This window comes from Williamsia sp. Y712, from assembly GCF_059445525.1.
Map to the genome: position 1 here is coordinate 2,951,133 of NZ_JCAIUN010000001.1, position 25,920 is coordinate 2,977,052.

Sequence of the window (25,920 nt, forward strand, 5' to 3'; positions counted from 1 at the left end):
GCAGTCGACGCTGGAAGGTGGAGAATTGTCTGAGAAAGATCGTTCAGAAAGTCGCACAGATCTTGAAAAACTAGTCGACGATCTCGAAGACAAACACGTCAGCGTCCCGGATCCCGCACCGGAGATAGACCCAGCCTCTGCGACCCACGATGGGACCGACGACATCGCTGATGGGGGAGCCGGCACCAGTGAACCTCCCGACTAGTCGCGGTCCAGATACCCGATGCCGTACGTGGGCATCGGGTATCACGCTGACCGCAGCTCAGGTATGACTACTGAATAGTGGCCTGTTCAGTGGTTTCTCGGGAGTGCGGCCAATGGCCCTCTTCATGAGTCGACCGACGCGCAGTACGACCCATGCCGTTGTCTCGTAGATGAGAAATAGCAAGTAGGACAGGGCAATAGCGACGACAGGACCCAACAACACCGGTAGGGCCACGATTGAGGTCACCAGTATCAGGGGCGCATCGCGCCACCAATCCAGCAGCCCGCCGGTGCGGAACTGGGTGACCGAACCCCATCGGACGCCGGCCCACATCACCCAGCGCTGCAAAAACGGGACGCCGTCCTCGCGCATCACGCGGCGGAAGATTCCATCGGCGTCGCGCCAAGAAAACTCGGTCTTGCGTGCGCGGGCCGCCAGATGATCATGCAAAATCGCTGCCCGGGTGTAGCGACCGTAGCGTGGCAGGAACCATGCGAAAACTCTTGGTACGGACGCAAAATCGGTCTGAAACCCGGGTTCGATGTAGAAATGTTCGCCGCGTCCGCCGGTGTACTCGATCGCGTTGACCGTCTTCCAGAACTTCCAGGGGTCTGAGTTGATGATCAGCTTTCGCTCGTCAGCGGTCAGCTGACGGACCGTGATCGGCGTCGCAGGTGTCGAGGCCATGGTTTCACTGTGGCACTGTCCTTTTGCCGGTGTGTCGATTTCGTCCTATCCAGCGCCGACGAATCTCTTCGCGCTCGGATCTGCCCGGGCCCGCATCCACCGAGGCGACTGATTCCCGGTGGGCACGGCCTGGGCCATCTCATGGGTCGAGTAGTGGCGCAAACGGATCGCACCAGGTTGATGCGGGGGCGATGGCGATTTCGACGCCGTCTGCCTCGGCACGATCGCGTAGGAATCGGGCGGTCGATCGGAGGTTGTCGACCAGACGCGGCATCGGCAACATCGGCGCAGTCAGCGGTCGCCAGAATCGGTCCCAGTGCACTGGGACCACACGGCGGGCGCCAACGGCTACGACGGTTTCATTCCAGTAGCGCCGCCGAAACGCATCGTCTTGCCGGCCCAGCAACCCGACGCCGAGGAAAATCACGTCCGCGTGTAGTCCGGCCAGACAATCTGGGCGATAGTTGGCACTACCGTGAACGATCACGTCGCCGGCCGGGTGGGCGAAATGCGCCGAGTACGTCTCTCCGGTTCGGAACCGGCCGGCCCTCGCAGGCGGCGTCAACGGTCCGGAGATCTCGCCCGGGCATCGGTCGCCCGGACTGTGTTCGCTTTCTCGGATCGAGATGGTGAAATCCCCGTAACTCAACGGCAGTTCGGGGTCGGCAAGTTTATAGCGGCCGAGGTCGAAGCCGTAGCCGCTTGCGATTTCCTGTGTGGAGTGTGAACCGATCAGGTCAGCGTTGAGTGTGGTCGCGACCGTCGGCGCATCGAGTGCGTGGTCGTAGTGGGAATGCGTCACCACGACCGATGCCGCATTTGCGATACCGAGCCCGGCGAAGGTGCTCGCGATGAGCTGGCGATCAGGGCGTAGCGCTCCGAGTGCTACCCGGGCGATCCGCGGCCTGGTCACAAACCCATCGGTCAGCACCGTGGTGTCGTGGTCGCGCAGAACCACGCTGGACGTGCCGAGGAAGGCGCACCGCATTGCGGTGTTATCGGACGTGGACGCGAGCTGTGGGAACTGGTCGGGCATTCTCATGTGCACCTCACGGGAACGGATTTGCGGCGCAGGCACTTTCGCGTGCTAGCCATGCAGCGCGTATGCGGGTAGGGGCGGAGCGGTGGGCAGGAAGGGTTCGCCCAGGATTCCCAGGTACTTGATCGCGCCGCTGACGGTCGAAGACGCGAATCCGGGGAGCTCGAAGCCTGGCAGGGTGATGTCATCGCACAACTGCGCGATCCGCGCAGGTACCGCGGGGCCGGGATGGGTGAGCGCGTCGAGCACCAGGCGGTATGCCGCGGCGTCGTACAACTGTCCGACGTGCTCGACCAGTCGGCCCGGGCAATGGTCCTGCAAGGCGATGTTCGCGCCACCCGGATAGCTGCTGACTTCGCGAGCAGGCTGAATGCCCTCATCGAGCAGGCTGAAAATCGAGGTCACCGAAATCGAGGACGGCAGCGGGACCCTGTTGAGCGCCGCGGTGAAATCGGACCCAACGGACAGTTGATGGGCCAGCGCTGGACAGATGCCCACGGCACACGCGGCGTTGACAAAGATGCCCCCGTGGATGGGCCCGGCGAGGGAGACCATGTCGTCGACGGAGTCGGCCACGTCCGGCCAGAACCTCATTGCCCACATTGCCAAGATCGGTCCGCCACTGTGAGCGACGACGTCGATCTTCTGCCCGGACTGTGTTCGCGCATAACGGATCGCATTGACGACGTACTCGGCTCCGATCGTGGCGTCGCCGCGGCCGTGGTTGGTGACCACCACCTCGCACACGCCGAAACCGGCGCGCGGCAACGCCTTTGCATACCCCCAGCTCCACGCATCGGCGGGATCGAAGCCCACTCCTTGCACGAGCAGCACGGCTTTCTTACCGGACGTGGGGGTCACGTCAGGAGTGCAGTGCACCGATTGATCGAGTGTTTCCTGCGGCACTGACAATGCGGGGCCAACGGGTTCAGCAACGGCTGGCGCCGCCATGCTCACACCGAGCGCGCCAACCAGGCAGACCGTTGCCAAGGCCGACCGGATCACCCGAAATACTCGCCGTTCTACAGCCACTGCGCCGCTCCTGTCGTTTCCACCGTCGGTGTGACGTGCATCAGTCTCGCGAGTTGGTGAGATGTGAAACTCAAATCGATACGGTATCGCATTGAATACACAAGTGCATCGAAACAATTAGGGTGTGGACATGGCCGACGCCACAGATCGAGCGAAACGTCGCCGCAGCGTGACCAGGCAGCGACTGCTCGACGCGGCGCTCGAGGTGTACGTGGAGCGAGGTTTCGGCAACAGCAGTATCGAGCATGTCTGCGATCGTGCGGGTTTCACCCGAGGTGCTTTCTATTCGAACTTCACCTCATTGGACGAGCTGTTCCTCGCGGTGTGGGAGCAGCGTTCGGCGCAGATGCTGGCCGGCGTCGAGGCGCTGCTCTCTCCGGAAAATCAACCGCGAGTGCGCTCGCTGGGCGATGTTGTCGACTGTGTGTTGGCAGTGGTGCCCGTCGACGACGGGTGGTATCGGGTGAGCGCCGAGTTCACTGCCCACGCGTTGCGCAATCCCGCACTCAAGCCGGTGCTTGTTGCGCGCGAACAGGCGATCCTTGCCACGCTCATGCCGCTGATCGAGCAGTTACTCGCCCAGGTCGGGCTTGTGATCACTGATCCTGCGGCATTGGGGCCGGCGTTGGTCGCAGTGCACGACGGCACCCTCGTGCAGTGCCTGATCGAGCCCGATGCCGAGCTTGCTCGTGAGCGGCGAGCTGCGTTGTTCACACTGCTCGTCGGCCACTACACGCGGTAGAAACCGCGCCGGCGGCCAACCGGGAGTCACCCTGAGGTCTCGATGATTGGGAACGCGCCGACGAACTAGTGCCCTCGAGATCTACTGTCTTCAGGTGACGATCCGAAGCCAGACCTTTCCGCACCTACTCGCACCAGGGGCCATCGGCCCGATGACGGTTCCGAACCGGGTGGTGCTGCCTGCCATGGACATGAACCTGTGTGAAGACGGGGAAATCGAACAGGGCGACATCGACCACTTCGTCGCCCGTGCGGCCGGTGGCACCGGGCTGATCATCACCGGGTGCTGCGCTGTCGCCTACCCGGTCGGGTGCGCCAGCACCAAGGAACCAGGTCTGTCCGAAGATCGGTTCATTCCGGGGTTGGCCGCACTTGCCGACGCCATCCATGCGACCGGTAGCAAGTTGTGCGTGCAGATGACGCACCACGGCAAGGTGGCTCGGATCGACACGATCGAGGAGCGCCCGCTTCTGGTCGCCTCGACGCCGGGCGGTGCGCGCGATATGTCTGCGCTGGCTGACAACACACCTGAAGAACTGAAGAAGATGGCTGCTGTGTCCGGCGGCAAGCAGGCCACCTATCACGAGGCCACCCAGGATGACATCGACTGGTTGGTGCGCTGCTTCGCGGAGGCAGCGGGACGAGTGAAGGCCGCCGGCGGCGACGCTGTCGAGATTCATTGCGCTCACGGCTACGTCCTCGGTGGATTCTTGAGCCGCGCCGACAACAAGCGCACCGACGGATACGGCGGATCGCTCGAGAATCGCGCGCGGTTGACGTGCGAGGTCATCCGGGCGGTCAAGGCTGAGGTCGGCGACTCCCTGGCCATCCTCGTCCGCGTGGCAGGCCGAGAATTCGGTGAGGATGACGGCCTCACCACCGAGGAAGCCGCCCAGGCTTCCGCCTTATTCGAGGCCGCCGGCGCCGACGGCATCCACGTCACCGGCTGGGGGCGTAACCCGTTTTCCAACTTCACCGACGGACCGCTGCCGGACAAGGTTGGCGCGTACACCGAGTTGGCGGGTGAGGTGAAGAAAGCCGTGTCGGTCCCGGTGATCACCGTGGGCCGTGTGCTCCCCGATGTCGGCGAGAAGGCACTTGCCGAGGGCAAAGCTGATTTTGTCGCGATGGGCCGACAGCTGCTGGCCGACCCCGACCTGGTGTCGAAGCTCAAAGCCCACCAGCCCGAGCGCATCCGCCCCTGCATCAATTGCTATGTCTGTGTTCAGGAGAACTTCTGGGACGCGACGCCGCTGTGCGCGGTCAATCCTGCGCTGGGCAACGAGACCTTGCTCCCGTTTGTGCGAACGGCCGCCCCCAAGCACGTGGTTGTCGTCGGAGCGGGTCCGGGCGGCCTCGAGGTCGCACGTGTGGCCACCGAACGTGGACACCGAGTCACCGTGTTGGACAAGTCCGATCGTCTCGGCGGAACTTTGTGGTTCTCGAGCCTGACGACGCCGGACAACCAGCGACTTCTGAGGTGGCTGAAGGCGGAAGTCGAGCGCCTCGGCGTCGAGATCCGACTGAAGACCGAAGCCACGGTTGCATCGATCAAGGCACTCGATCCCGACGTGGTTGTCCTGGCCACCGGCGCCGTCCGCGACCGTCCCAGTGTTCCCGGCGGCGATCTGCCGCACGTACATACGGGGGATACGCTGCGCGCGTTGATGACCGGGTCCGGTGATGTCTCCCAGGTGCCTTGGTTCCTGCGGACCATGGGCCGGTTGGGCAAGCTGTCTGGCATCACCAAAAGCCCCGCGGCGATCAGGACCGTCACCCGCACAATTCTGCCGATGGGCAAAGATGTCGTCGTGATCGGTGGTTCCCTTGTCGGACTCGAGCTTTCAGAGTTCCTTGCCGAGCGGGGCCGCAACGTCACGTTGCTCGAGGAGGGGCAGCAACTTGGTGTACCGATGGCGATGCCTCGGCGTTGGACTGCTGTCCGGCACGCAAACGAGAAGGGTGTGAAGATCCACCGCAATGCGTCGGTGCAGCGAATCACGAAGGGGCACGTCGAGTTCCGCGTCGGCGACAAGTCGATGACAGCACCGGCCGACATGGTTGTAGTGGCCTCGGGCGTATCGGCCAAGGCGCCACTCGCCGAGGCACTGATTGGTTCTGTACCCGACGTGCACGTAGTCGGTGACGCGGTGAGTGTCGACTACATCGAGGGTGCGATCCACACTGCGTGGCAGGTTGCGACGGCTCTGTGAACTCCGCGACTGACCGACACCATCCGCGGAGGGTGTAGACAGACCTTCCCCGCCAAAAGGAGTGCACTGTCGTCCCATCAGCCCGAGTGTCGGGATGATGGGACGACCCATGACCGAGGACGAGAACCCGCGGCATTCACATGTTTCGGAGGTTCACGGAGCAAGTGCCTGCGACGTTCAGGCCGGACCGATCAGTACGCTGCGTTGGCACCGTATTCGGCCTGAGCGCTCGTGAAGCCTTCGTACTCCAGTTGCTCGATCAGGCCTGACTTGGAGAACGACGTCATGTCGAGGTACTGCTCGGCACTTCGCGCAGCCTGCTCATTCCAGTTCACGTTCAAACTGTCCACCGCGTACGTCGCATCCTCGGTGGAGAAGCCCTCGTATGCAAGCTGATCGATCAGTCCGCTGCGGGAGAAGCCGCTCATGTCGATGTACTGCTCGGCGGACCGGACGGCATTCCGCTGACTGGAACTGATCTGCGGCTTGGCCGGGGCAGGTGCGACTTCCCTGGTGACCACAGGTGCGGGCGGCACCACCACCGCCTTGGTGGATGTCGGGGCGGGAGCTGCCGGTGGTGCGACAATTGTGGGCGTCGTCGCGGCAGGTGGTGCGATCGCTGCGGGCGTCGTGGTGGCAGTGGCGGTCGAAGTCTTTGCAGCGGTAGTGGTCTTCGAGTCGTCCTCGCCTCCTCCGCCGGCGATGCCTACGATGACCAGCAACACGACGATTCCAGCAACAATCCAGGGCCACTTCTTCGCCTTCTTCGGCGCAGACTGCAGATATTGAGGCTGTGAGTACTCGGGCGGCGGCGGGGGTAGATCGGGTGGCAAGGACATGGCTGTTCTCCTTTGAGATCGATCGTCTCGGGTTCGGGTGCGAAAGGCTCCCGAAGGCGTCGCTGGGTGCATGGCAGCGACTGAATCTGGTTTGTTTGCTGTGGTTTTCAGCTTCAGAGTGGGAAGGCAGTGCCGGAGTGAATCAACTCGGCCGTATTCGGTCTCCACATCTGCGTTTGCCCCCCGCTGAAACTAGGACATGAAACTTCGCTCCGATAGAGATCAGATAGACCACAAGCGCTTAGCGGAGCCCACTTTGGTGTGTGCAGATTCATCGTCCGAAGCTGACATCGATAAACGCGCGAGTTCAGCCACCAATCAAGTCTTGCAATTCCGCAACCGATGATTAATCGTGCGCGTAGTGTCGATTCGGATCGCAACAGTCGCCTTTCAGCAACGAGCCGAGACTGCTTTGCGTGCCGCGAACGACAGTGGACCGGATCGGCGTCACGATCGGAGGTCGCGATGCGTGTTGACCCTGCGAGGCCGTGGTCCTCGCTGATTTCCAACCACGGTCTCCTGCGCTTTGCCGAGACCGAGTGCAGTGGCGCCGGACAAGTGGGCACTTCGGGTTCTGCGCGAACGATTCTGGCCTACCGTATCTTCCCCCGCGAACCAGAGGTTCCCACGAAAGCCGATCCACAGTAGGCACACGGAGGTAATTCCGATGACATCGACGACGCTGGCCGAAACGGCAACGATCAACAGCGGCGACACCGCGTGGGTACTGGTATGTGCGGCCCTTGTGCTGTTCATGACACCGGGTCTCGCATTCTTCTACGCCGGAATGGTCAGTCGACGCAACACCCTGGCAATGCTCCAGCGCAACATGGTGGCGCTCGGGATCATTACTCTCACCTGGTTCTTTTTCGGTTACACCTTTGCGTACGGTAACGATCGGGCCAATGGATTCATCGCCGACTTCAGCTTCGTCGCACTCAAGGACATCGCCGAGGCACCTGATCCGAACCTCCATGTGGTGACCGGGACGGTCGCGATACCGACTCTGGCATTCTTCGCGTATCAGTTGATGTTCGCGATCATCACCCCTATTTTGGCCACCGGTGCTGTCGCCAGCCGGCTCAAGCCTTTCGGCTGGGCGGTGTTGATCGCCATCTGGTCGGTGATCGTGTATGCACCGGTCACCCACTGGTTGTGGGCGCCGACTGGATGGTTGACAGAGCGCGGAGCTCAGGACTGGGCCGGCGGAATTGTCGTTCACTCAACGGCAGGCGCGGCCGCGCTGGCGCTGCTGATTGTCCTCGGACGACGCAAGGTGTGGCCCGACAGGGCGCCGTTGCCACACTCGATCCCACTGGTCATCGTCGGTGCGGGCATTCTTTGGTTCGGTTGGTTCGGGTTCAATGCCGGAGATAGTCTGCAGGCCAACGGAGTTGCGGCTCAGGCGTTGGTCAACACCCAGGTGGCGGCGGCAGGTGCGATGGTGGTGTGGCTGGTGATCGAGCGCTTCCGAGAGGGGCATGCGACCGTGCTCGGCGGGGTGACCGGCGCGGTGGCGGGCCTGGCCACCATTACTCCCGCAGCCGGTTACGTAGACACATACGCGGCTGTCATCATCGGGGTCCTCGCCGCAATAGTCTGTCAAAGCGCGCTCGGACTCAAGGACCTCGCCCGTCTCGACGATGCACTCGACGTTCTCGCAGTTCATTTCGTCGGCGGCATCCTGGGTACTCTCCTCGTCGGGTTCTTCGGTGAGAAAGCGATCAATTCGATCGGCAATGATGGCGTCTTCCACGGCGGAGGGTGGGGGTTGCTGGGCGAACAGGTCATCGCCCTTGCCTCGGCCATCGCTTACGCGTTTGTGCTTACTCTCGTGCTCGCAATCGTGATCGAGAAGACGATCGGACTCCGCGTGGACCCCGACGACGAAGAACGTCTCGATGAGGTCCAGCAGGGGATGTCGGCGTACACCGATGATCCGGTTCTGCCGATTCCCTCCGGTGATCCCGCCGCCACGCCCGTCGCAGCGCAACCGGTCGTCGCCGGTGAGGGGCTCTATCTCGTCACCGCAGTCATCACTTCTGCGGGTACCGAAGGTGCGGAGCAGGAGGTACTCGCCGCCGGAGCCCGTCGCGCCGTGGTGTCAGAGGTGTTCATGACGTCAGCGAGCCCGGTCGACCACAAGGTCCGGGGGCAGTCCCGCCGGGTGACGATGACGCCTCGGGTCCGCCTCGAGATCTTGACTCCCGCACAGTCACTCACCGAGGTGCAGCAGGCTCTGTCGGACCTCGGCGATGGCCTTGTCGAGATGGTTGTCTTGCCGGTGTCAGACGTGCGGGGGCCGGTATCTCGATAAGCCAAGGAAATTCGAGTCCGCATGATTGCAGTGATTCTGGATGATGTGTGAATTGCCCAGTGGGGGAGAGGCATTCATGCCATCTCGCGCAGTATGTGCTCTCGCCCGGAATGTCCTTTTGAATTCCTGAGTACAGCGGGCTTCCCCGCACTCATGTACAGCGTCAATACACCGCCGAGGCCAACCAATCCGCTGCTCTTTTGCCAAAGTTACGCATCGTACGGCGGCTATGACAGATACTGCACCAATGATGCTGGCCAAACGAACCTGCGTTTCCGTCATTTCGGTCGTGGTGCTCGCGGTCGCAGGTTTACTGGTCGCTGTCCCGGGGAGCAGTGGTGCCGCACCGCCCGCCTGGCGATACACGATGGTGGCGTTCAGCAACACCAGCGACCGGGACATGGACGTGTACGAATCGGGGGACGCCACTCAATTCGAACCCGTCCGGTTTTCGGCGTATCGGCCCCCCTCAGGGGTTGTGCGTGACCCGAGCATCTTCCGGCACACAGACGGGTTGTACTACCTCACCTACACAACGGCCAACGGGGCGAATATCGGCTTCGCGCGCAGCAGCGACCGCATCAACTGGACGTTCCTGGCGACCTACCCGGTTCCGTTCTGCTGTGCATTTCTACCGGGCACCGGTGCCGGCACAGGTCCTGCGAGCCCTCCGGGCTCCTCGGGGTCGGCCGGGTTCGAGGACGGACCGTCGTTGTCGCCGTTCACCACGAAAGCCTGGGCGCCTGAATGGTTTGTGGACGGCGGCCGTGTCCACGTCATCCTGTCGATGTCGACAGGCGGGGGATTTGTGCCGTATCTGATGACGGCGCTGGAACCATCGCTGCGGTTGTGGGACCTGCCTACTCCGCTCGCCGGGATCGGTGCGGACCACATCGACACCACCGTGGTCAAGGTGGGATCGGCCTATCATGCGTTCACCAAGAACGAGACGAAGAAGGTCGTCGAGCATGCGGTCGCGCCGTCAGTGACGGGACCTTATTCATTTGTCCCACCTGGTAATTGGGGTTCGATGGTGGAGGGCCCAGCCGTGGTTCAGTTGCCAAACGGTTCCTGGCGGCTATATCTCGACGCCTATCGCGAAGGAAAATATCTCTATACCGACAGCAGCGACGGGCTGCGCACCTGGTCGCCGGTGCAAGTGCTTCCCGGTCTTTCCGGGACGGTGCGCCATGTCGGTGTGATGAGAGAGCCGGCATAGCGACGGGCCACCGCCCCTGCGCCGGCACCGCGGTCCATCCGATCATGTCGATGGTCGTGGTGGAGCCGCGATGTCGGCGGAGTCGGGAGGGTTGATCAGGAAGCAGCCGCGGCGGCAAGGCGACCGAGCGTATCTTCCAGCTGATCTTTGGTGACGAGAGGGAACTTCACCTGTTCGAGCAGTTTCTTGTCAGTGACCTTCGACCAGTCATAGGTGTGGCGAACCAACGTCTCATTGGGTCCCTGAGACTCCAACTCCCACAGCCACTCCCATCCGGGAGGCTCGGTGCCGGCGGGTGCGGTCTTCCAGGCCAGCAGCTTGTCTTTCGCGTAACCGGAAACGTGGTTGTCGGTTTTGTACTCGCCACCCATGTGATCGCCTTGCATGTTCATCGTGAACACCTCGCCGACTTTCTGGATCCGATCGGCGTGGTCCACGCCGCGGATGAACCCGGAGCCGTCGAGTTCCTGGTGTCGTTCGGGGTTGGAGAGGACATCGAAAATTGCGTCGACGGGCGCCTCAATGGTGCGTTCAACTGTGACCTTCGTATTGTCGCTCATACCTCGACACTGCCGGAAGTTCGGCAATGCGGCAACGTTTGCCATCCGCGGATTTGGGTATGGGCCTTCGATGAAACGTCAGGACGCGCGGTGGCGTACCCACGCCGCGCCGTAGTGCAGCACTACGCCCACCGCAAGGAGAATGCCGCCGAACAGCCATACTTCACCGCTCTGCTGGGTGAGCAGTAGCACGCATGACGCCACCCCGAGTACCGGCACGACCGTAGGGATACGAAAGTGTTTGTGTTCCACTCGATCACGCCGGAGGACCAGTACGGCGATATTTGTCGAGATGAAGACGAAGAGCAGCAACAACACCACTGTCTCGGCCAATGTCGACAGGTCGCCGGTGAGCGTGAGCAACATGGCGACCAGCGTTGTCGCGGCGATTGCCACCCATGGAGTGCCGCGGTTGGGCAACACCTTTCCCAGCACGCCCGGCAGAAGCTTGTGTTCGGCCATGCCGAAAGCCAATCGGCTCGCCATAATCATCGTGAGCAGAGCGCCGTTGGCCACTGCTATGAGCGCGATCAGGCTGAAAACCCAGTCCGGGATGCCGACGCCGGATTCCCCGACCACGGCGAGTAGAGGACCAGACGAAGCGGATAGGTCACTCGCCGGCAGGGCGATCGAGCTCGCGAGCCCGACCAGGACATAGACAACTCCGGCCGTGGCCAACGAGCCGAAGAGTGCCAACGGATACACCCGGCTCGGGTTGCGGATCTCCTCGGCGACGTTGGCGGAGGTCTCGAACCCGACGAACGAGTAGTAGGCGATGATGGCCCCGCTGAGGACGGCCATTGCGGGGGTTGATCCGTCCGGGAAGTCGCCCACCCTGGATATGTCCCCGTTTCCGTCGCCGAGCATGATCGCGACGACGACGATGACGATGACCAGTCCGCTGAGCTCGATGATCGTCATCGCGACGTTGCTCTTCACCGACTCGCTGATACCCCTGGCGTTGAGGCAGGCCACCAGCGCAAGAAATACTATGGCGGCCGGGACGGCCGGCACATCGATGAACGTACTGAGATATTCGCCGGAGAACGCGAGGGCAAGTCCGGCCGCACTGGTCACCCCAGCGGCCAGCATGCAATAGCCCACGAGGAACGACACGATCGGTCGTTTGAATGCCCGCTCGGCGAAGATGGCGGCGCCGCCTGCCCGCGGATATTTGGTCACCAATTCGGCGTAAGAACCCGCGGTGAGTAGTGCGAGCAGGAGTGCGACGAGGAGCGGTGCCCAGAGTGCGCCACCGACCTCTTCAGAGAGCACCCCCATCAGTGCGTAGATGCCCGCCCCGAGCACGTCGCCCAAGATGAAGAAGAAGAGCAGAGGGCCGGTGATCTTTCGCTTCAGTTTTGATGCGGGCTCATCGCCTGTTGCTTGTGTTCCCGAATCGGCGTCGGCCGTCATTCACGTCTCCTGGTTGCAGGCCCGAAAGCACTGCTGGTCACTCTCGGTGAGGATCGGCCGTGCTTTCAGGTGTTCGTCGCCGGTAGGCATAGCCAGTTGGTCGAGAACGGAAACCTCTTGCCGTGCCGTGTGGCCGGGAACACCGAGAACCCCGAAGTTAGCGCGATGCGGTCAGCTGCTGTGCGAGGCGGACGGTCACGGTAGGCAGAAAGCACGCCGAGCCGCGGCGGCGAGGGCGGCTTTCCGTCGTTCGTGGACCGCAGCCGGTTCGTCCGCGTCGGCGACATGAACGATCGCGGCCTGCGCCCAGGTCGCGGCGAGGGAGATGATCATTGCCCACATATCCTGTGGCGCAATGTCATTGACCACTAGACCGCGTTCTTGTGCGTCCGCGAGCGCTGCGAGGTTGTCTCGATCGTGGTCACCTCGTTGGCCGAACAGGGCGCCGGTCGGAGTGCGCTCCAATCGTGCCCACGTCAGCAAGCGGACCAAGTCCGGGTCACCGAGGTACATGTCGTACAGCGCTGTCACATAGCCGGGGAGATCGGTTGCGTCCAAGGGGACGGTGGAAACGTCGACGTCGACCCGATGGTCGAAAACTGCGTCGAACAGTTGCTCCTTGCTGCCGAAATAGCTATAGATCTGGGCTTTGTTGATTGAAGCACGTGCCGCGATCCGGTCCACCCGGGCTCCGGCGATGCCGTACTGAGCGAACTCGGTCGTTCCTGCTGCCAGTATCCGCACTTTTGTGGCCGCTGCGTCTCCCATCGGCCCAGCATATCGGCAAACCAACCAGTTGGTTGCATCTCGTCCCACATCGTCTACAGTCAGTATCCAACTAGTTGGTTGGAAAATGAAGGGTGAAGGAGACACATGAGGCCGACAACCGGATATCGAGCACTTTCCGCCGGATCGACACTGGAACGGTGGGACTTTGAGCGGCGCGATCTACGTGCACATGACGTCGCGGTGCAGGTAACGCACTGCGGGGTGTGCCACAGCGATCTGCACGCGATGAAGGACCCGGCGGGTAGTTTCCCTGTCACGCCCGGCCACGAGTTTGTCGGCGTGGTGACCGCTGTCGGCGATGCCGTCACCGGGTTCGCGATAGACGACCCCGTGGCTGTCGGCAACATCGTCGACTCCTGCGGTCGGTGCGATATGTGCGGGGCAGGTCAAGAGAACTTTTGTCGCGAGTTCCCGACACTTACCTACGGCGGACGCGATCGCATCGATGGAACGACGACACTCGGGGCATTTTCGAGTGAGTACGTCGTCGACGATCACTTCGTCTACCACCGCCCGCCCGGTCTCGATCCCGCTGCGGTCGCGCCGCTGATGTGTGCGGGGATCACGGTCTGGGAACCGTTGCGGCGCTGGGACGTCGGACCGGGAGTGCGCGTGGGCGTCGCTGGAATCGGCGGTCTCGGTCACCTCGCTGTGAAGTTCGCGCACGCACTCGGCGCAGAGGTGACGGTGTTCACGACGTCGGCAGAGAAAGCAGATCAGGCCAAGGCTCTGGGTGCGGATTCCACAGTCTTGTCTACCGACCAGAGCGCCATGGATGCACAACTCGGGACGCTCGACCTGATCATCGACTGCATACCCGTCACGCACGAACTTGCTCCCTACCTCAGATGCCTCGCGCTGGACGGAACGTTGTGCTCGGTTGGTTTCCTGGGACCCATCTCAGTAGACACGCTCGAACTTCTCGGTGGTCGCAAGTCGCTGAGTTCGGCCGGCAGCGGGGGACACCGGTATACCCAGGACATGCTCGACTTTTGCGGTGAGCACGACCTCACCGCCGACATCGAGGTGATGCCATCGGCCGCGGTGCAGACCGCTCTTCAACGTCTCGAAAGCGGCGACGTTCGGTATCGCTTCGTACTCGACATGAGCGACCTGCGTTGAGGCTGTGGATGTCACAAGTGTTGAAATACACTCAACAACAGATGTTTTGATGCTCCCCGGATGACCGCCGGCGTCACGAGTTGTTGACGTGCTGCGCTCGGGCCAGATTGAGCACGAGCTCTTCGCGGGTCTGCCCTGTGTCGTGAAAGTTCCACATGGGTGTTCCGGGTGCGGATCGCCAGGATTCGCGCAGTGGGCTGTTGTCAACAGTGTCGAAGCCGAACTCGTCGTACAGCCGCGCGACGAGCTCAATGGCTTCGGGGTAGTCGCTGGAGACGGCCAATGCCATACGGTCGGGGGCGCCGGTGGGGCGTGCGAACTTCAACAGGCTCGGTGCTTGGATGTGGGTGAAGGCTTTCGCGACTTTCGATGTGGACAGTTGTTCCTGCCGCAGCTCGTGAATCGTCTTCTGGCCGGAATCGATGACGGGGAAGTGGCCGTCGCGCCAGGCCATGTAGTTGTTCGTGTCCAGCACGATCTTTCCGGCGAGTGCGTCGACGGGCATGTTGTTCACCAGCGTGAGCGGCACGGCAATGACGGCGAAATCGCCTGCTGCTGCGGCTTCATCCGCGCGTGCGGCGCGGGCCGCTGGTCCCAGATCGGCGACAAGGCTCGCGAGCGTTTCCGGTCCACGCGAATTGGCGATGACGATCGTGTAGCCGTGAGCGATTGCGGCGCGGGCGATCTGGCTTCCGACTTCTCCTGCGCCGATGATCCCTATGGTCGTCACAGCTGGCTCGTTACAGTGTGTACCGCACCCGAAGCGGGCAGCCCGGCTGAAGCCAGTAGTGAAAGCTTCTCCGCAGCAGTGGAACCGGTGTCCGGGTGATATACGACCAGCATGAGGTCCTCGGTTCCGCTGATGGCGAGCCGTTCACGGTTGAGCGTCATCTCACCGACCTGTGGGTGATCGAACCGGACGGGCACCCCACGCTGTCCCCGGACTTCGTGCCGAGCCCAGAGCTGTCGGAACCTTGGGCTCGCCAGCGACAGCTCGCCGGTGAGCTCGATGAACCGAGAATCATCGACGTCATTGCCGACGGCCTGCCGCAGGTTCGCGATGAAGCATTCTGTGACGGCCTCCCATTCCGGGTAGAGGGCCTGCTCGGCGGGGTCGAGGAACATGCCTCGCAACTGATTTCCTCCGACGGTCAGACCGGGCGAGAGGGCTTGCGCAAGGCTGTTCGCGGCGACGATGTCGAAGTACCGATCTTCGATGAACGCGGGCTGCACCAGTGAATGCAGCAGTTTGAGTGCACCGTCCGGCGGCGTCACCGAACGCTTGCGGCGCTTGCGGCGACGGGGAACCTCCGCCACCAGCGTCATCAGGTGGGCCAGATGCTCGTCGTCGAGTTGCAGTACGCGTGCGATCGACTCGAGCACTTGTAGTGAGGGGTTGCGGTCGCGTCCTCGTTCCAGTCGCAGGTAGTAGTCGGCGCTGATGCCGGCAAGCATGGCGACTTCCTCACGCCGCAGCCCTGGCACGCGTCGCACACCGCCGTCGGGAATACCCGCCTGCTGCGGCGTCACCAATTCGCGTCGAGCACGCAGGTACGCACCGAGAGCATTTGTCGTTTCACTCATACGGATCAGCATAGGTCGCTGCGACACAGTCAGAGGGGGTCCTGTCACACCCTGGGCACGACGGGACTCTGGTCGAAGGACTTGTCCGCGCATAACTTTCGGAGAGTCGGCTCGGGCGGGTTGCCCGGCTTTTGCCTCGCCCAGAAAGGAATCCAATGTCTTTTGACTCCCGCGAGTTCTATACGAGCTATATCGAGGCGCTCAACGCTCATCGGTTCGACCGCATGCACGAGTTCGTTCACGATCACGTCACGTTGCAGAGCGAACCGGGCTCCCGAGACGCTCTCGTCGCCGACCTGAACGGAATAGTTGACGCGGTTCCTGACTTCCAGTGGGAGGTACAAGAACTCGTTGCCTATGGCGATCGGCTGGCTGCACGTCTGACCAACACGGGCACACCTGTGAAGGAATGGCTCGGTGTCGCACCCACCGGAAAGTCCATCGAACTTGCCGAGTTCGCGATCTACACAATCCGAGACGGGAAGTTTCTGCACATGTCGGCGCTGCACGATGCCGACGCCTTGAGCACCCAGCTCGCCGCCTGACCACCCCACGCAACTGATCTCGAAAAAGGGAAAATCATGACCGTCACTTTGATTACCGGCGCCAACAAGGGCATTGGGTTCGAAACCGCCAAGCAGCTTCTCGACCTCGGACACGTCGTCTACATCGGCGCGCGTGATGTCGAGCGAGGAGAAAAGGCGGCGGAATCGATCGGCGCACGATTCGTTCAGCTCGATGTGACTGACGAAAGCTCGGTGCGCAGCGCACTGGCGGTGATCGACGAGGCCGAAGGCAGCCTTGACGTTCTGGTGAACAATGCGGGCATCCTGGAGACCGAGCTCGACGGACCTGCGGCGCTACGATCGTTCGACACGAACGCGGTCGGCATCGTGCGAGTAACCGAGGCGGCCTTGCCGCTACTTCGCAAGTCGTCCAATCCCACCGTGGTCACCGTATCCAGCAGCGCTGGATCGTTCTGGGCGGTGAACAACCCCGAGCGGGCGGAGTTCAACCTGCCTCTCGCGCTTTACTCGGCGTCCAAATCTGCCGCGACCATGCTGACAGTGCAGTACGCCAAGTCGCAGCCGGGCATCAAGTTCAATGCCGTCGAGCCGGGACCCACCGCAACGGACTTGACCGCCGCCTTCGGGATCGGCCGGCCTGCTGACGAGAGCGCACGGGTCGTCGTGCGTTGGGCGACACTCGGACCGGAAGGCCCTACCGGGACGTTCCAGGACGAAGCGGGCACATTGCCTTGGTGAGCCTCATCCTCCAAAACTGATTTCACGAGTGAGGGTTGCAACCGGGTGATATCGAACGCACCCGCACCCACGCCGCCGCGAAAAACGCACTTGGCCTCGAGTCAAGACCGAGTCGGTCTCCCGATCACGCACCGCTCATAGTTCGTGCCCATGGCTCGTCAACCTCGGAGAGGTTAAGTGCGGTGACGACATTGGCGAGCATGTCGGCTCCGAACCATTGTCGTATTGCTTCGTCGTCGAAATCGAAAAGTAGCCGCCCGACAAGTGAGCGGTGCGGGAGCCAACTGTCCTTCGAGGGGAAGCGTCCGGTTGGTTCACCCCGCGCGTAGAGCGCGGGGTGGGCCCGGTCAGTCGAGGATCGCTGTGGCCTCGACTTCCACGAGTACGTCGGGTTCGAAGAGGTAGTCGACGCCGATCAATGAGGCGGGGGGCATCGGAAGTGGCAGTCCGATGTCAGCGGCAACGCGTTCGACGCCGGCCATGAACGGGGTGATCTTTTCCGGCGTCCAGTCGGTGACGAAAAACGTCAGTCTGAGTACATCGGCGAACGTGGCACCTGCGCCGGCCAGTCCGGTCGAAGTGTTGCGCAGAGCCTGCGCGACCTGTCCGGCCAGGTCGTCTGGGGCCACAGGTGTTCCATCGGCCAATCGCGCAATCTGGCCACTGACGTGCACGTGGCGCGACCCCGTACCCACCGCGACGTGGTGGTAGGGCGTGGGTTGCATCATGCCTTCGGGGGTGGAGTAGTTGACGGACAAGATGTTCTCCTTCAAATGAAATCGAGTGGGTATACAACTGATACCTGGTATATCAAGGACACTTCAAGGAGACTAGGTTTCATGACCGAAACCCATAGGACGCCGGCTGAGCTCACGGTCAGCGCACCACACCGCGAATTGCTGGATCAGGTGCTCGACAAGTGGTCGTTGGCGGTCCTCAACGAACTCTGTGAGCGCCCCTGCCGTTTCAACGAACTGCGGCGGGCAATCCCGACCGTGACTCAGAAGTCGCTCACCGCCACATTGCGCAAGCTCGAGCGGAACGGAATCATCGAAAGGAACCTACTCAGGTCGCGTCCGGTCGCGGTTGAGTACCGGATTACGCCGCTGGGAAAGACGCTCCGGCCACCGGTCGACGTGATCCTTCAATGGGCTACTGCGCACATGCCGGACATCGAACGAGCTCGCTTGAAGTTCGACACTGCCGAGGAGGGCAGCTGACGATTAAACGTGGGTGGGTCGAATCTTCGCCTGTCACCAGGCGACTGTGCCGTCGTCGGTGAATGTCGCGGTGGGGTTGTCGACGAGCCTGGTGGCGAGTATCGCGCGAAGCCGAGTTGACGGCGAGTGTGCACGATTGTTGGTCTATTTCGCGGTGACTTGGTCGTTGGATCGGCGGGGCATGCTTGCTGCGGAGAGAGCGGCGGCTGCCAGGGCGAGAATGCCGAGGATGAGGTAAGCGCCTGAGTAGCTTCCTGTCCAGTCTGCAAGTAGTGCCCCTGCCCATGGTGCGAAGGCCATGGTGATGACAATGGGCGCGGACATGACGCCGTTGAGGTGCCCGTAGCGCGCCGGCCCCCACCGGTCGGTGATGGCGGTGGCCTGGATGAGAGTGAAGATGCCGCGCGCGAGTCCAGCGCCGACGGCAACCAGTACCAGCGCGAATACCGAGGTGGTAGATCCCAGGGCGATCGTGGTGGTCGCGACGGCCGCGATGACGCCGACGGTTCGTCCCTTGGTTCCGGTGAGGCGTTGCAACGGAAGGTATCCGACTCTGCCCAGGACTTGTCCGACACCGCCGAGGCCGAGTGCGGTGGCAGCGACGGTGGGATCGGCACCGTGCTCGAGGAGTAGCGGTACCAGGTTGAAGACCCCGGCGAACGCGACGAATGCGGCCAGGCTCAGGGCGACGGTGAGTGCGATGAACGGCCGGCTGCGGGTGGTGTCATTTGTGTCGGCGGGGGAGGTGGCGGGATCTTGGTGTGGGATGAGGGGCCAGCTGCCGCGGAGGCCGCGGTAGTGGGCTGGGACCGTGATGGCGAGCAGGATTGCGGCAAGGATGACATAGGTTTGCCGCCAATCAAAGTGATCGACCAATAGTGCGGTCAGCGGCGCGAAAACGGTGCTGGCCAATCCTGCGGCGAGGGTGAGGATCATGAGCGCGCGGACACGGTCGGAGCCCCACCATCGGGTCAATGCTGCAAACGCCGGTGGGTACAACACTGCGCCCATGGCTATTCCGGCGATGATCCAACCGAAATAGAAGGTAGCCAGGTGCTCGGCGGTGGCGATGATGACCACGGCGGGGACGGCGATGACCGAGCCGGCAGTCATGACCCAGCGCGGGCCGTGCCGGTCGAGGATCCGTCCAACCGGGATTCCGACCAGGGCCGCGACGAGTTGGCTGATCGAAAACGCGGCCACGACGGCACTTGTCGACCACCCGGTATCGGCCGAAATCGATGGGGACAGAACAGGAAACGCGTAGTAGAGAATGCCCCAGCTGGTGATCTCGGTGACACACAGAACCGACAGGACCCGGCGTCGCCCGGGGTGAGGTATTTCCCGTAGTGACGCTGGATCGGTGATCGACTCAGTCACCCGAGGTGGGCGAGCTCAGGCTGATCAGTTCCGGCTCGGCGGAGGGCGCGGCGCAGCAGCCGCCGCCGGCAGAGCTTTCGGCGCTCGGATCGTCGAACAGTCCGGCGCCGCCGCAGACTCCGGTGTCGGGCAGGGTCAGCTCGACCTTGCGCGCGCCGTCGTGGTCTCCGGCGAGTTCTGCAGCGATGCTACGCACTTGCTCGTAGCCGGTCATCGCCAGGAACGTCGGTGCGCGGCCATAGCTTTTCATTCCGACCAGGTAGAGGCCAGGTTCGGGTTGGGTGAGCTCATCGACGCCGTGGGGGTAGACGGTTCCACAGGAATGCATGTTCGGATCGATCAACTCCGCCAAGAACTTGGGTGCCTGCAGCGTGGGATCAAGATCGAGCCGCACCTCGGACAGCCAGGACAGGTCGGGCCGGAAACCGGTCAGGGCGATCACCTGATCAACACCGTCGATACGGGCCGCGGTGTCCCCGACAAGGGTGAGCTGCTCACCCTGACGATCAACGGCTTCGGTCCGGAATCCGGACACGATCTGCAGGTATCCGTCATCGACGGCCTTCTTGGCCCGCAGACCCAGCGCTCCGCGCGCCGCGAGTTCATCGGAGGCGCCGCCACCGAAGACAGAATCGGTGACGGGCCGGCGTACCGCCCAGGTCAACGTGGTGCCCGGATGTTCGGCGGCCAGCTCGGCGAAGGTGATGATGGCGGTCAGGGCTGAATGCCCGCTGCCGGCAATGACGGTGTGCTTGCCCGCGTACCGGGCCCGGGTCGCCTCATCGGTGAGGTCGGGGACGCGGTAGCTGATCCGGACGGCGGCAGCACGTTCGCCGATTGCTGGAAGTCCTTCGCTGCCCAGTGGATTGGGTGAACCCCACGTTCCCGAGGCGTCGATGACCGCACGGGCCAGGATGCGTTCCTCGCTGCCGTCGGAGTGGCGGACGTGGACCGAGAGGGGTTCGGTATCGCGGCCGGCGTCTACGACACGGTCGCGACCGCGGCGGGCGACGCCGATGACCTCGGAATCGAACCGGACACGCTCACCAAGGGAAGAGGCGAGTGGCTCGAGGTAGTCGCGAGCCCATTCCCGGCCAGTCGCATAGGTTTCACCCTCGGGTGGGGTCCATCCGGTGGGAGCGAGCAGGCGGGCTGCGGCGGGATCGATGACTTCGGACCACGGAGAGAACAGACGCACGTGGTTCCACTCCGCGACAGCGCTGCCGGCGGACTGTCCACGTTCGAGAACGATGACGTCAGAACCGGTTTCGGTCAGATGTGCGGCGGCGGCCAGGCCGATGGGGCCGGCTCCTACCACTGCGACGGGGTACTCGGAACTCATGGGAAACCTTCCATTGACGAGGATCAGTACTTGCGGCCCACTGTATCGACAGTTATCAATATAAGCAACATTGACAGTCATCGATATAGCGTGGTCGTGACCGTTTCGGTATCTGTTCGTACCACCGACGATGGTCACTTGAGGACATCGTGTACCAGGTCGATGACGGCGGCGCGGGCGGTGCGTCCCACACCGATGAGCGTGGCAGACCCCGGGCCGGTCCAATCGCCATAGCCCAGGAACACCAACGACGGCTCGCCGTGCGCGTGATTGCCATCCAGTGTGATGCCTGCTGAGCCGTCCGAGCGCAGATGCAGCGGCTGGAGATGACGCAGTGCGGGACGAAAGCCGGTGCACCAGATGATCGCATCGAGTTTTTCGGTGCTGGTACCGTCGCTGACCCCGTCAGCGGTCAGGGTGGTGAAGATCGGCCGTGCGTGGAGCACGCCGCGATCGCGGGCTTCTTTGACCGGCGGGACCATGACAATGTCGCCGAGCCCGGCGACGCCACCGGAATCGGTGCCGCCGGCGGCGAGGGTACGGGCTCGCTCGGTGGCGACTTTGAACAAGACCCGTCCATCGACGTCGTCGGGTAGGAACTTTGGTGGATGCGCGGTGAACCACACGGTGTCGGCCACGGTGGAGACTTCGGCGAGAATCTGTGCGGCGGAATTGCCGCCGCCGACGATGCCCACGCGTTGGCTGGCGAACGGAGTGGGGGTGCGGTAGTTGCTGGCATGCAGTTGAGTACCTCGGTAGTCGCGCATTCCGGGATAGCTGGGCCAAAACGGTCGTGACCATGTTCCGGTGGTGTTGATAATCGCTGCGGCGGTCCAGGATTCGGTGGCACTGTCCACACGGTATCCGTTGGCGGTGCGGTGGACGCCGGTCACGGTGACAGGACGCTGCACGGGCAGCGCGTACCTTTTTTCGTACGTGGTGAGGTAGTTCACGACGTGTGATGCTGGTGGAAAGCCGTCGGGCCAGGGCGGCATCGGCCAGCCTGGCAGCCGTGCGTACTCGGCGGGGGAGAACAGATGCAACGACGGCCAATACTGTTGCCATGAACCACCGGGCCGAGGTTGGTCATCGAGGATGACGAAGTCGCGCCCGGTTCGGCGCAGGTAGTACCCGGCGGCCAATCCAGCTTGACCGCCACCGACGACGACCACATCGGTCGAGGTGGTGGAGATTGGAACCTCGCTGTTGCTTGCGCTCAACGGATCAGCGACGCAGTCTCGCTACGAGTTCGTCGACGCGGGCAGCGATATCATCTCTGACCAGGCGCATCCGCTCGATACCGTCAATACCGCGCTCGAAAGGCTCGTCGGTGTCCCAGTTCTCGAACCTCGGACCATCAATCCGGTCGATGGTGGCTTCGCTGCCCAAAGTGATCACATAGTCCATCCGGGCCAGCAGGGCGGGATCAATAGGTTTGGGCTGTTCGGCGGTGATGTCGACGCCGACCTCGATCAGTGATTGTGCCGACAATGCGTTGAGCGAGCCGCCGGGCCGGGTTCCCGCCGAGTGGACTTCGACTGCGTCTGCGGCTGCCTTGCGCATAAGACCGGCAGCCATCTGCGATTTGCCGCCGTTCTTCACGCACACGAACAACACGCTTGGTGTGCTCATCGGCTGGTATCTGATCGTGCTGGAACGAGTTCGGCGATCAGGTCTTTGACGAGAATCTTGATCTGGTCCCGGATCGGGCGTACTGCCTCGACGCCCTTGCCTGCTGGATCAGGCAGTGCCCAGTCGCGGTAGCTGATGCCAGGAAAGACCGGGCATGCGTCGCCGCATCCCATGGTGATGACGACATCCGAGCTTTCCACTGCAGCGGGAGTCAAAATCTTCGGTGATTGGGCCGAAATGTCAATGCCCGCTTCGGCCATCGCTTCGACTGCGGCGGAATTGATCGTCGCGGCCGGCGCGCTGCCCGCAGAGCGGACCTCGATGGTGTCGCCGGCGAGGTGAGAGAGGAAACCGGCAGCCATCTGCGATCGTCCGGCGTTGTGGACGCAGACAAACAGCACGCTGGGAGTGTTGGACATGAAGGCCCTTCGTGAGTCGGAGGCTGGTGGTCAGGCGGAAATGGTGGAGGTCAACTCGGTGAGGAGTCGGCTGATGCATGCGTCGCAGCAACCCATTGACACCATTACATCAGCGGCAGCGACCACATCGTCGGTGAGCGGTTTGGGATACTCCGCACCGAGATCGAGACCGATCTCGGCCATCGCGTGGACGACGGTGGGATTGATCTCGTTTGTCGGTGCAGACCCGGCAGACCTGACGTGTACCCGCCCGGGATATTCGGACATCAAGACCCCTTTGTCGCTGCCGTCACCGATGGTTGTGGGGTGAACCGTTTACGCAGGGCTAGAGATACATAGACAAGGCCGACCAGGACCGGTACTTCGATGAGCGGGCCGACGACGCCGGCGAGTGCTTGGCCGGACGTGGCGCCGTAGGTGGCGATGGCGACGGCGATGGCGAGTTCGAAGTTGTTTCCGGCCGCGGTGAACGCGAGGGTGGTGGTGCGTTCGTAGCCCAACCCCATTGCCGCGCCGAGGCCGTACCCACCGCCCCACATCACCGCGAAGTAAATCAGAAGCGGGATCGCGATGCGGACCACGTCGAGGGGCTGGGAGGTGATCTGATCACCCTGTAGCGCAAAGAGAATGACGATGGTGAACAGCAAACCGTAGAGAGCCCACGGACTGATCTTTGGGATGAACTTCGCTTCATACCAGTCGCGACCCTTGGACCGCTCACCGAAATAGCGCGACAAGAATCCGGCGACCAGAGGGATGCCGAGGAAGATCAGGACGGACTTGGCGATCTGCCATGGAGAGGCGTCGATTTCGGTCTGCTCGAGGCCAAGCCAGCCCGGCAACACTGACAGGTAGAACCAGCCGAGGACGGCGAACATGATCACCTGGAACACCGAATTGATGGCCACCAGGACCGCAGCCGCTTCGCGATCGCCGCAGGCGAGGTCGTTCCAGATGATGACCATCGCGATGCAGCGGGCAAGACCCACGATGATCAGACCGGTCCGGTACTCCGGAAGGTCAGCCAGGAAGATCCACGCCAGGGCAAACATCAGAGCAGGCCCCAGCACCCAGTTGAGTACCAGCGACCCGATGAGCAGCTTCTTGTCGCCGGTGACGGTGTCGAGGCGGTCGTACCGGACCTTCGCCAGCACCGGGTACATCATGATCAGCAGCCCGATCGCGATGGGTAGGGAAACGCCGTCGACAGAGATTGCCGACAGAGTGTCGTTCAGGCCGGGGATCAATCGTCCGAGCAGGAGGCCGGCAACCATCGCCACGCCGATCCAGACCGGTAGGAAACGGTCGAGAGTGGATAGTTTTCCGACGACTGCCGGATGCTCGGCGGTACTTGCGGCGGTACTCACGCGGTGACCAGCGGGGCGTCGTCACAGGTGGGGTCAGCTGCGCTGAGCACCGATGAGAGTTGCTGCAGGGCAGCTGGAATCACCCAGTAGTACACCCAGGTTCCGCGCCTTTGACAATCGAGCAAGCCGGCCTCACGCAGCACCTTGAGGTGATGGGAGATCGTCGGCTGGGACAAATCGAACGAATCTGAAATGTCACAGACGCAGGCTTCACCGCCGGCGTGGCTGGCGACCAAACTGAGCAGCCGCAGGCGCACCGGATCGCCAAGCGCCTTGAACATCCGCGCCAGATCACCCGCCCACGGTGCGGACAACGGTTCGCGAATCAACGGTGAGCAGCACTCCTCGCTGGCGACATCGGTGACTGGCAACCTCTGTTTCGACATAGATCTATATTGATGGTCGCCGAATCAAAGGTCAAGTGAACAACGCCCGCTGCAGGCGCGGATCGAATCTGACGTGCCCGGCGCTCATTCACTTCACCTGGAGAAGAACGGATTTCGGACTCGGCTATCGGTTCGACAAGCTGAGCAACTCTCTGCTGCGCCCGGTACGCACCGTACGCTGCCACCATGATGGAGTTCGAAGTCGTAGTCGGTGGCCGTTCGGTCATGGTTCGAGACACCGGGGATACGACGGGTGCGCCTGTTGTGCACTTCCACGGCACACCTGGATCGCGGCTAGAGGTCGATTTCGGAGCCGACCGCGCCCACCGGATGGGCATACGCGTGATCAGCTTCGACCGCCCCGGCTACGGCCGGTCCGATGCCGCTGCGAGCAGCCTCGGGCGGGTTGCAGCGGACGTCGAGGCCATCGTTGACGAACTCGGAGTGGACCGGTTCGCCACCTTGGGTTGGTCGGGGGGCGGACCGTTCGCCTTGGCGACGGCAGCCGCGATGCCCGATCGTGTGACCCGGGTCGGTGTGTCGGGTGGACTCGGGCCCGTGCAGCAGATGCCTGGTGCGATGGATGCTCTAACCGAGAACGACCTCTCTGCGCTTTCTTACCTGCCTGCCGAACCTACCCGTGCAGCCGAACAGTTCCTGGCCGGCAACGAGAAGTTCCTCGATGCCATGATGTCGGTACGGGATGACCAGAAGGCGCCGTGGATCGACTGGATGTGGGGAGCCAGTGATCCTGAGGTGGTCGCCGATCCCGCAGCGAGACAAGCGATCTTCGTTTCCTTTCAAGAGGCATTGCGGCAGGGCCCCATGGCGATTGCCTGGGACAACGTTGCATTCGTCGGTCCATGGGGTTTCGACCTCGCCGACGTCTTTGCACCGGTCCACCTTTGGTACGGCGACCGAGACGAAATGGCGCCTCAGAACAACGGCGAATGGCTCGCAAAGCAGTTGTCGAATGCCAAACTGGTCCTCTACAAGGACGAAGGGCACTTGTTACCGCTGCGGCACTGGGAACAGATGTTGCTGGCTGTGACCGGTATTCGGTGACCTGCTGGGCGTCGCGAGCCTGGTCACCATCAACAGTGCGATGGATTGGCGTCGATCCGGAGTTCATAACCCATGCCCTGT

Annotated in this window: 26 protein-coding genes and 1 pseudogene; 9 read left to right on the forward strand and 18 right to left on the reverse strand. The window is 62.6% G+C overall.

Translation table 11 applies throughout. The features are described from left to right. Window positions 1–262 precede the first annotated feature (262 nt). From AC1D75_RS13530 to AC1D75_RS13540, 3 genes are all read right to left on the reverse strand, one after another. Complete coding sequence (locus AC1D75_RS13530) at window positions 263–892, reverse strand: DUF1353 domain-containing protein (protein WP_495515702.1); 630 nt, start codon at window positions 890–892, stop codon at window positions 263–265. Window positions 893–1,031: 139 nt separating this feature from the next. Next, window positions 1,032–1,928 (reverse strand): MBL fold metallo-hydrolase, encoded by an 897-nt coding sequence (locus AC1D75_RS13535; protein WP_495515703.1) that lies wholly within the window; start codon window positions 1,926–1,928, stop codon window positions 1,032–1,034. Between the two features lie 51 nt (window positions 1,929–1,979). Further along, window positions 1,980–2,963: an esterase/lipase family protein gene (locus AC1D75_RS13540; protein WP_495515704.1), complete on the reverse strand. Its 984-nt coding sequence runs from the start codon at window positions 2,961–2,963 to the stop codon at window positions 1,980–1,982. Between the two features lie 130 nt (window positions 2,964–3,093). Here AC1D75_RS13540 and AC1D75_RS13545 point away from each other — a divergent pair, with 130 nt between their 5' ends. Both AC1D75_RS13545 and AC1D75_RS13550 read left to right on the forward strand, forming a co-directional pair. Further along, window positions 3,094–3,705: a TetR/AcrR family transcriptional regulator gene (locus AC1D75_RS13545; protein WP_495515705.1), complete on the forward strand. Its 612-nt coding sequence runs from the start codon at window positions 3,094–3,096 to the stop codon at window positions 3,703–3,705. 94 nt (window positions 3,706–3,799) lie between these two features. After that, window positions 3,800–5,917 carry an oxidoreductase gene (locus AC1D75_RS13550; protein ID WP_495515706.1) on the forward strand — a complete coding sequence of 706 codons (2,118 nt, stop codon included), beginning with the start codon at window positions 3,800–3,802 and terminating at the stop codon, window positions 5,915–5,917. A gap of 191 nt (window positions 5,918–6,108) precedes the next feature. Here the strand turns inward: AC1D75_RS13550 and AC1D75_RS13555 are convergent, their stop codons facing one another. After that, window positions 6,109–6,756 (reverse strand): Ltp family lipoprotein, encoded by a 648-nt coding sequence (locus AC1D75_RS13555; RefSeq protein ID WP_495515707.1) that lies wholly within the window; start codon window positions 6,754–6,756, stop codon window positions 6,109–6,111. A gap of 667 nt (window positions 6,757–7,423) precedes the next feature. Here AC1D75_RS13555 and AC1D75_RS13560 point away from each other — a divergent pair. Continuing rightward, a complete protein-coding gene (locus AC1D75_RS13560) occupies window positions 7,424–9,073 on the forward strand; it encodes an ammonium transporter (RefSeq protein WP_495515708.1) in 1,650 nt (549 codons plus the stop codon). A gap of 229 nt (window positions 9,074–9,302) precedes the next feature. Then, entirely contained in the window at window positions 9,303–10,292 is a 990-nt protein-coding gene (locus AC1D75_RS13565; protein WP_495515709.1) for a glycoside hydrolase family protein, read from the forward strand. Between the two features lie 95 nt (window positions 10,293–10,387). Here AC1D75_RS13565 and AC1D75_RS13570 read toward each other — a convergent pair whose 3' ends face one another. From AC1D75_RS13570 to AC1D75_RS13580, 3 genes are all read right to left on the reverse strand, one after another. Further along, window positions 10,388–10,852 carry an SRPBCC family protein gene (locus AC1D75_RS13570; RefSeq protein WP_495515710.1) on the reverse strand — a complete coding sequence of 155 codons (465 nt, stop codon included), beginning with the start codon at window positions 10,850–10,852 and terminating at the stop codon, window positions 10,388–10,390. A 78-nt stretch (window positions 10,853–10,930) separates the two neighbouring features. Continuing rightward, complete coding sequence (locus AC1D75_RS13575; protein WP_495515711.1) at window positions 10,931–12,268, reverse strand: APC family permease; 1,338 nt, start codon at window positions 12,266–12,268, stop codon at window positions 10,931–10,933. 195 nt (window positions 12,269–12,463) lie between these two features. Continuing rightward, a complete protein-coding gene (locus AC1D75_RS13580; protein ID WP_482141645.1) occupies window positions 12,464–13,036 on the reverse strand; it encodes a TetR/AcrR family transcriptional regulator in 573 nt (190 codons plus the stop codon). A 105-nt stretch (window positions 13,037–13,141) separates the two neighbouring features. Between AC1D75_RS13580 and AC1D75_RS13585 the strand changes: the two genes are divergently transcribed. Further along, entirely contained in the window at window positions 13,142–14,179 is a 1,038-nt protein-coding gene (locus AC1D75_RS13585) for an NAD(P)-dependent alcohol dehydrogenase (protein ID WP_482141646.1), read from the forward strand. Between the two features lie 73 nt (window positions 14,180–14,252). Here AC1D75_RS13585 and AC1D75_RS13590 read toward each other — a convergent pair whose 3' ends face one another. Both AC1D75_RS13590 and AC1D75_RS13595 read right to left on the reverse strand, forming a co-directional pair. After that, complete coding sequence (locus AC1D75_RS13590) at window positions 14,253–14,909, reverse strand: NADPH-dependent F420 reductase (RefSeq protein ID WP_495515712.1); 657 nt, start codon at window positions 14,907–14,909, stop codon at window positions 14,253–14,255. Then, on the reverse strand, window positions 14,906–15,763 hold the full coding sequence (locus AC1D75_RS13595) for a helix-turn-helix domain-containing protein (RefSeq protein ID WP_495515713.1): 858 nt from the start codon (window positions 15,761–15,763) through the stop codon (window positions 14,906–14,908). Before AC1D75_RS13595 ends, AC1D75_RS13590 begins: the two co-directional genes overlap by 4 nt. A gap of 155 nt (window positions 15,764–15,918) precedes the next feature. Here AC1D75_RS13595 and AC1D75_RS13600 point away from each other — a divergent pair, with 155 nt between their 5' ends. Continuing rightward, window positions 15,919–16,308, forward strand: coding sequence for an ester cyclase (locus AC1D75_RS13600; protein WP_482141652.1), 390 nt, complete (start codon window positions 15,919–15,921; stop codon window positions 16,306–16,308). A 36-nt stretch (window positions 16,309–16,344) separates the two neighbouring features. After that, a complete protein-coding gene (locus AC1D75_RS13605; protein WP_495515714.1) occupies window positions 16,345–17,028 on the forward strand; it encodes an SDR family NAD(P)-dependent oxidoreductase in 684 nt (227 codons plus the stop codon). A gap of 347 nt (window positions 17,029–17,375) precedes the next feature. Here the strand turns inward: AC1D75_RS13605 and AC1D75_RS13610 are convergent, their stop codons facing one another. After that, window positions 17,376–17,786: a RidA family protein gene (locus AC1D75_RS13610; protein WP_495515715.1), complete on the reverse strand. Its 411-nt coding sequence runs from the start codon at window positions 17,784–17,786 to the stop codon at window positions 17,376–17,378. Window positions 17,787–17,867: 81 nt separating this feature from the next. Here AC1D75_RS13610 and AC1D75_RS13615 point away from each other — a divergent pair, with 81 nt between their 5' ends. Further along, a complete protein-coding gene (locus AC1D75_RS13615; RefSeq protein ID WP_482141658.1) occupies window positions 17,868–18,248 on the forward strand; it encodes a winged helix-turn-helix transcriptional regulator in 381 nt (126 codons plus the stop codon). A gap of 144 nt (window positions 18,249–18,392) precedes the next feature. On the opposite strand, the gene AC1D75_RS13620 is transcribed toward AC1D75_RS13615, so the two are convergent. The 8 genes and pseudogenes from AC1D75_RS13620 to AC1D75_RS13655 all read right to left on the reverse strand — a co-directional run bounded on the left by AC1D75_RS13620 (window position 18,393) and on the right by AC1D75_RS13655 (window position 24,774). After that, window positions 18,393–19,628, reverse strand: coding sequence for an MFS transporter (locus AC1D75_RS13620; RefSeq protein WP_495515716.1), 1,236 nt, complete (start codon window positions 19,626–19,628; stop codon window positions 18,393–18,395). Then, window positions 19,621–20,970, reverse strand: coding sequence for an FAD-dependent oxidoreductase (locus tag AC1D75_RS13625; RefSeq protein ID WP_495515717.1), 1,350 nt, complete (start codon window positions 20,968–20,970; stop codon window positions 19,621–19,623). The genes AC1D75_RS13620 and AC1D75_RS13625 overlap by 8 nt, the downstream gene beginning before the upstream one ends. Before the next feature lie 134 nt (window positions 20,971–21,104). Continuing rightward, window positions 21,105–22,163: an ArsO family NAD(P)H-dependent flavin-containing monooxygenase gene (locus AC1D75_RS13630; protein WP_495516077.1), complete on the reverse strand. Its 1,059-nt coding sequence runs from the start codon at window positions 22,161–22,163 to the stop codon at window positions 21,105–21,107. A 31-nt stretch (window positions 22,164–22,194) separates the two neighbouring features. Then, window positions 22,195–22,602 carry an arsenate-mycothiol transferase ArsC gene (locus AC1D75_RS13635; RefSeq protein ID WP_495515718.1) on the reverse strand — a complete coding sequence of 136 codons (408 nt, stop codon included), beginning with the start codon at window positions 22,600–22,602 and terminating at the stop codon, window positions 22,195–22,197. Further along, entirely contained in the window at window positions 22,599–23,021 is a 423-nt protein-coding gene (locus AC1D75_RS13640) for an arsenate reductase ArsC (protein ID WP_495515719.1), read from the reverse strand. Before AC1D75_RS13640 ends, AC1D75_RS13635 begins: the two co-directional genes overlap by 4 nt. Before the next feature lie 75 nt (window positions 23,022–23,096). After that, window positions 23,097–23,276, reverse strand: a pseudogene (locus AC1D75_RS13645) (arsenate reductase/protein-tyrosine-phosphatase family protein); the annotation flags it as partial. Window positions 23,277–23,287: 11 nt separating this feature from the next. Continuing rightward, window positions 23,288–24,388, reverse strand: coding sequence for an ACR3 family arsenite efflux transporter (gene arsB, locus AC1D75_RS13650; protein ID WP_482141668.1), 1,101 nt, complete (start codon window positions 24,386–24,388; stop codon window positions 23,288–23,290). Next, a complete protein-coding gene (locus AC1D75_RS13655; RefSeq protein WP_482141670.1) occupies window positions 24,385–24,774 on the reverse strand; it encodes an ArsR/SmtB family transcription factor in 390 nt (129 codons plus the stop codon). The genes arsB and AC1D75_RS13655 overlap by 4 nt, the downstream gene beginning before the upstream one ends. A gap of 186 nt (window positions 24,775–24,960) precedes the next feature. Here AC1D75_RS13655 and AC1D75_RS13660 point away from each other — a divergent pair, with 186 nt between their 5' ends. Then, window positions 24,961–25,839, forward strand: coding sequence for an alpha/beta fold hydrolase (locus AC1D75_RS13660; RefSeq protein ID WP_495515720.1), 879 nt, complete (start codon window positions 24,961–24,963; stop codon window positions 25,837–25,839). Window positions 25,840–25,920: the final 81 nt, after the last annotated feature.

What these genes read in the sequence shown, in the direction of transcription:
- AC1D75_RS13635 (WP_495515718.1), bottom strand. Translation starts at nt 22,602, where the DNA reads ATGAGCACACCAAGCGTGTTGTTCGTGTGCGTGAAGAACGGCGGCAAA.
- AC1D75_RS13530 (WP_495515702.1), bottom strand. Translation starts at nt 892, where the DNA reads ATGGCCTCGACACCTGCGACGCCGATCACGGTCCGTCAGCTGACCGCT.
- AC1D75_RS13565 (WP_495515709.1), top strand. Translation starts at nt 9,303, where the DNA reads ATGACAGATACTGCACCAATGATGCTGGCCAAACGAACCTGCGTTTCC.
- AC1D75_RS13625 (WP_495515717.1), bottom strand. Translation starts at nt 20,970, where the DNA reads ATGAGTTCCGAGTACCCCGTCGCAGTGGTAGGAGCCGGCCCCATCGGC.
- AC1D75_RS13535 (WP_495515703.1), bottom strand. Translation starts at nt 1,928, where the DNA reads ATGCCCGACCAGTTCCCACAGCTCGCGTCCACGTCCGATAACACCGCA.
- AC1D75_RS13560 (WP_495515708.1), top strand. Translation starts at nt 7,424, where the DNA reads ATGACATCGACGACGCTGGCCGAAACGGCAACGATCAACAGCGGCGAC.
- AC1D75_RS13545 (WP_495515705.1), top strand. Translation starts at nt 3,094, where the DNA reads ATGGCCGACGCCACAGATCGAGCGAAACGTCGCCGCAGCGTGACCAGG.
- AC1D75_RS13570 (WP_495515710.1), bottom strand. Translation starts at nt 10,852, where the DNA reads ATGAGCGACAATACGAAGGTCACAGTTGAACGCACCATTGAGGCGCCC.
- AC1D75_RS13585 (WP_482141646.1), top strand. Translation starts at nt 13,142, where the DNA reads ATGAGGCCGACAACCGGATATCGAGCACTTTCCGCCGGATCGACACTG.
- AC1D75_RS13600 (WP_482141652.1), top strand. Translation starts at nt 15,919, where the DNA reads ATGTCTTTTGACTCCCGCGAGTTCTATACGAGCTATATCGAGGCGCTC.
- AC1D75_RS13660 (WP_495515720.1), top strand. Translation starts at nt 24,961, where the DNA reads ATGATGGAGTTCGAAGTCGTAGTCGGTGGCCGTTCGGTCATGGTTCGA.
- AC1D75_RS13640 (WP_495515719.1), bottom strand. Translation starts at nt 23,021, where the DNA reads ATGTCCAACACTCCCAGCGTGCTGTTTGTCTGCGTCCACAACGCCGGA.
- AC1D75_RS13580 (WP_482141645.1), bottom strand. Translation starts at nt 13,036, where the DNA reads ATGGGAGACGCAGCGGCCACAAAAGTGCGGATACTGGCAGCAGGAACG.
- AC1D75_RS13575 (WP_495515711.1), bottom strand. Translation starts at nt 12,268, where the DNA reads ATGACGGCCGACGCCGATTCGGGAACACAAGCAACAGGCGATGAGCCC.
- AC1D75_RS13555 (WP_495515707.1), bottom strand. Translation starts at nt 6,756, where the DNA reads ATGTCCTTGCCACCCGATCTACCCCCGCCGCCGCCCGAGTACTCACAG.
- AC1D75_RS13655 (WP_482141670.1), bottom strand. Translation starts at nt 24,774, where the DNA reads ATGTCGAAACAGAGGTTGCCAGTCACCGATGTCGCCAGCGAGGAGTGC.
- AC1D75_RS13595 (WP_495515713.1), bottom strand. Translation starts at nt 15,763, where the DNA reads ATGAGTGAAACGACAAATGCTCTCGGTGCGTACCTGCGTGCTCGACGC.
- AC1D75_RS13615 (WP_482141658.1), top strand. Translation starts at nt 17,868, where the DNA reads ATGACCGAAACCCATAGGACGCCGGCTGAGCTCACGGTCAGCGCACCA.
- AC1D75_RS13605 (WP_495515714.1), top strand. Translation starts at nt 16,345, where the DNA reads ATGACCGTCACTTTGATTACCGGCGCCAACAAGGGCATTGGGTTCGAA.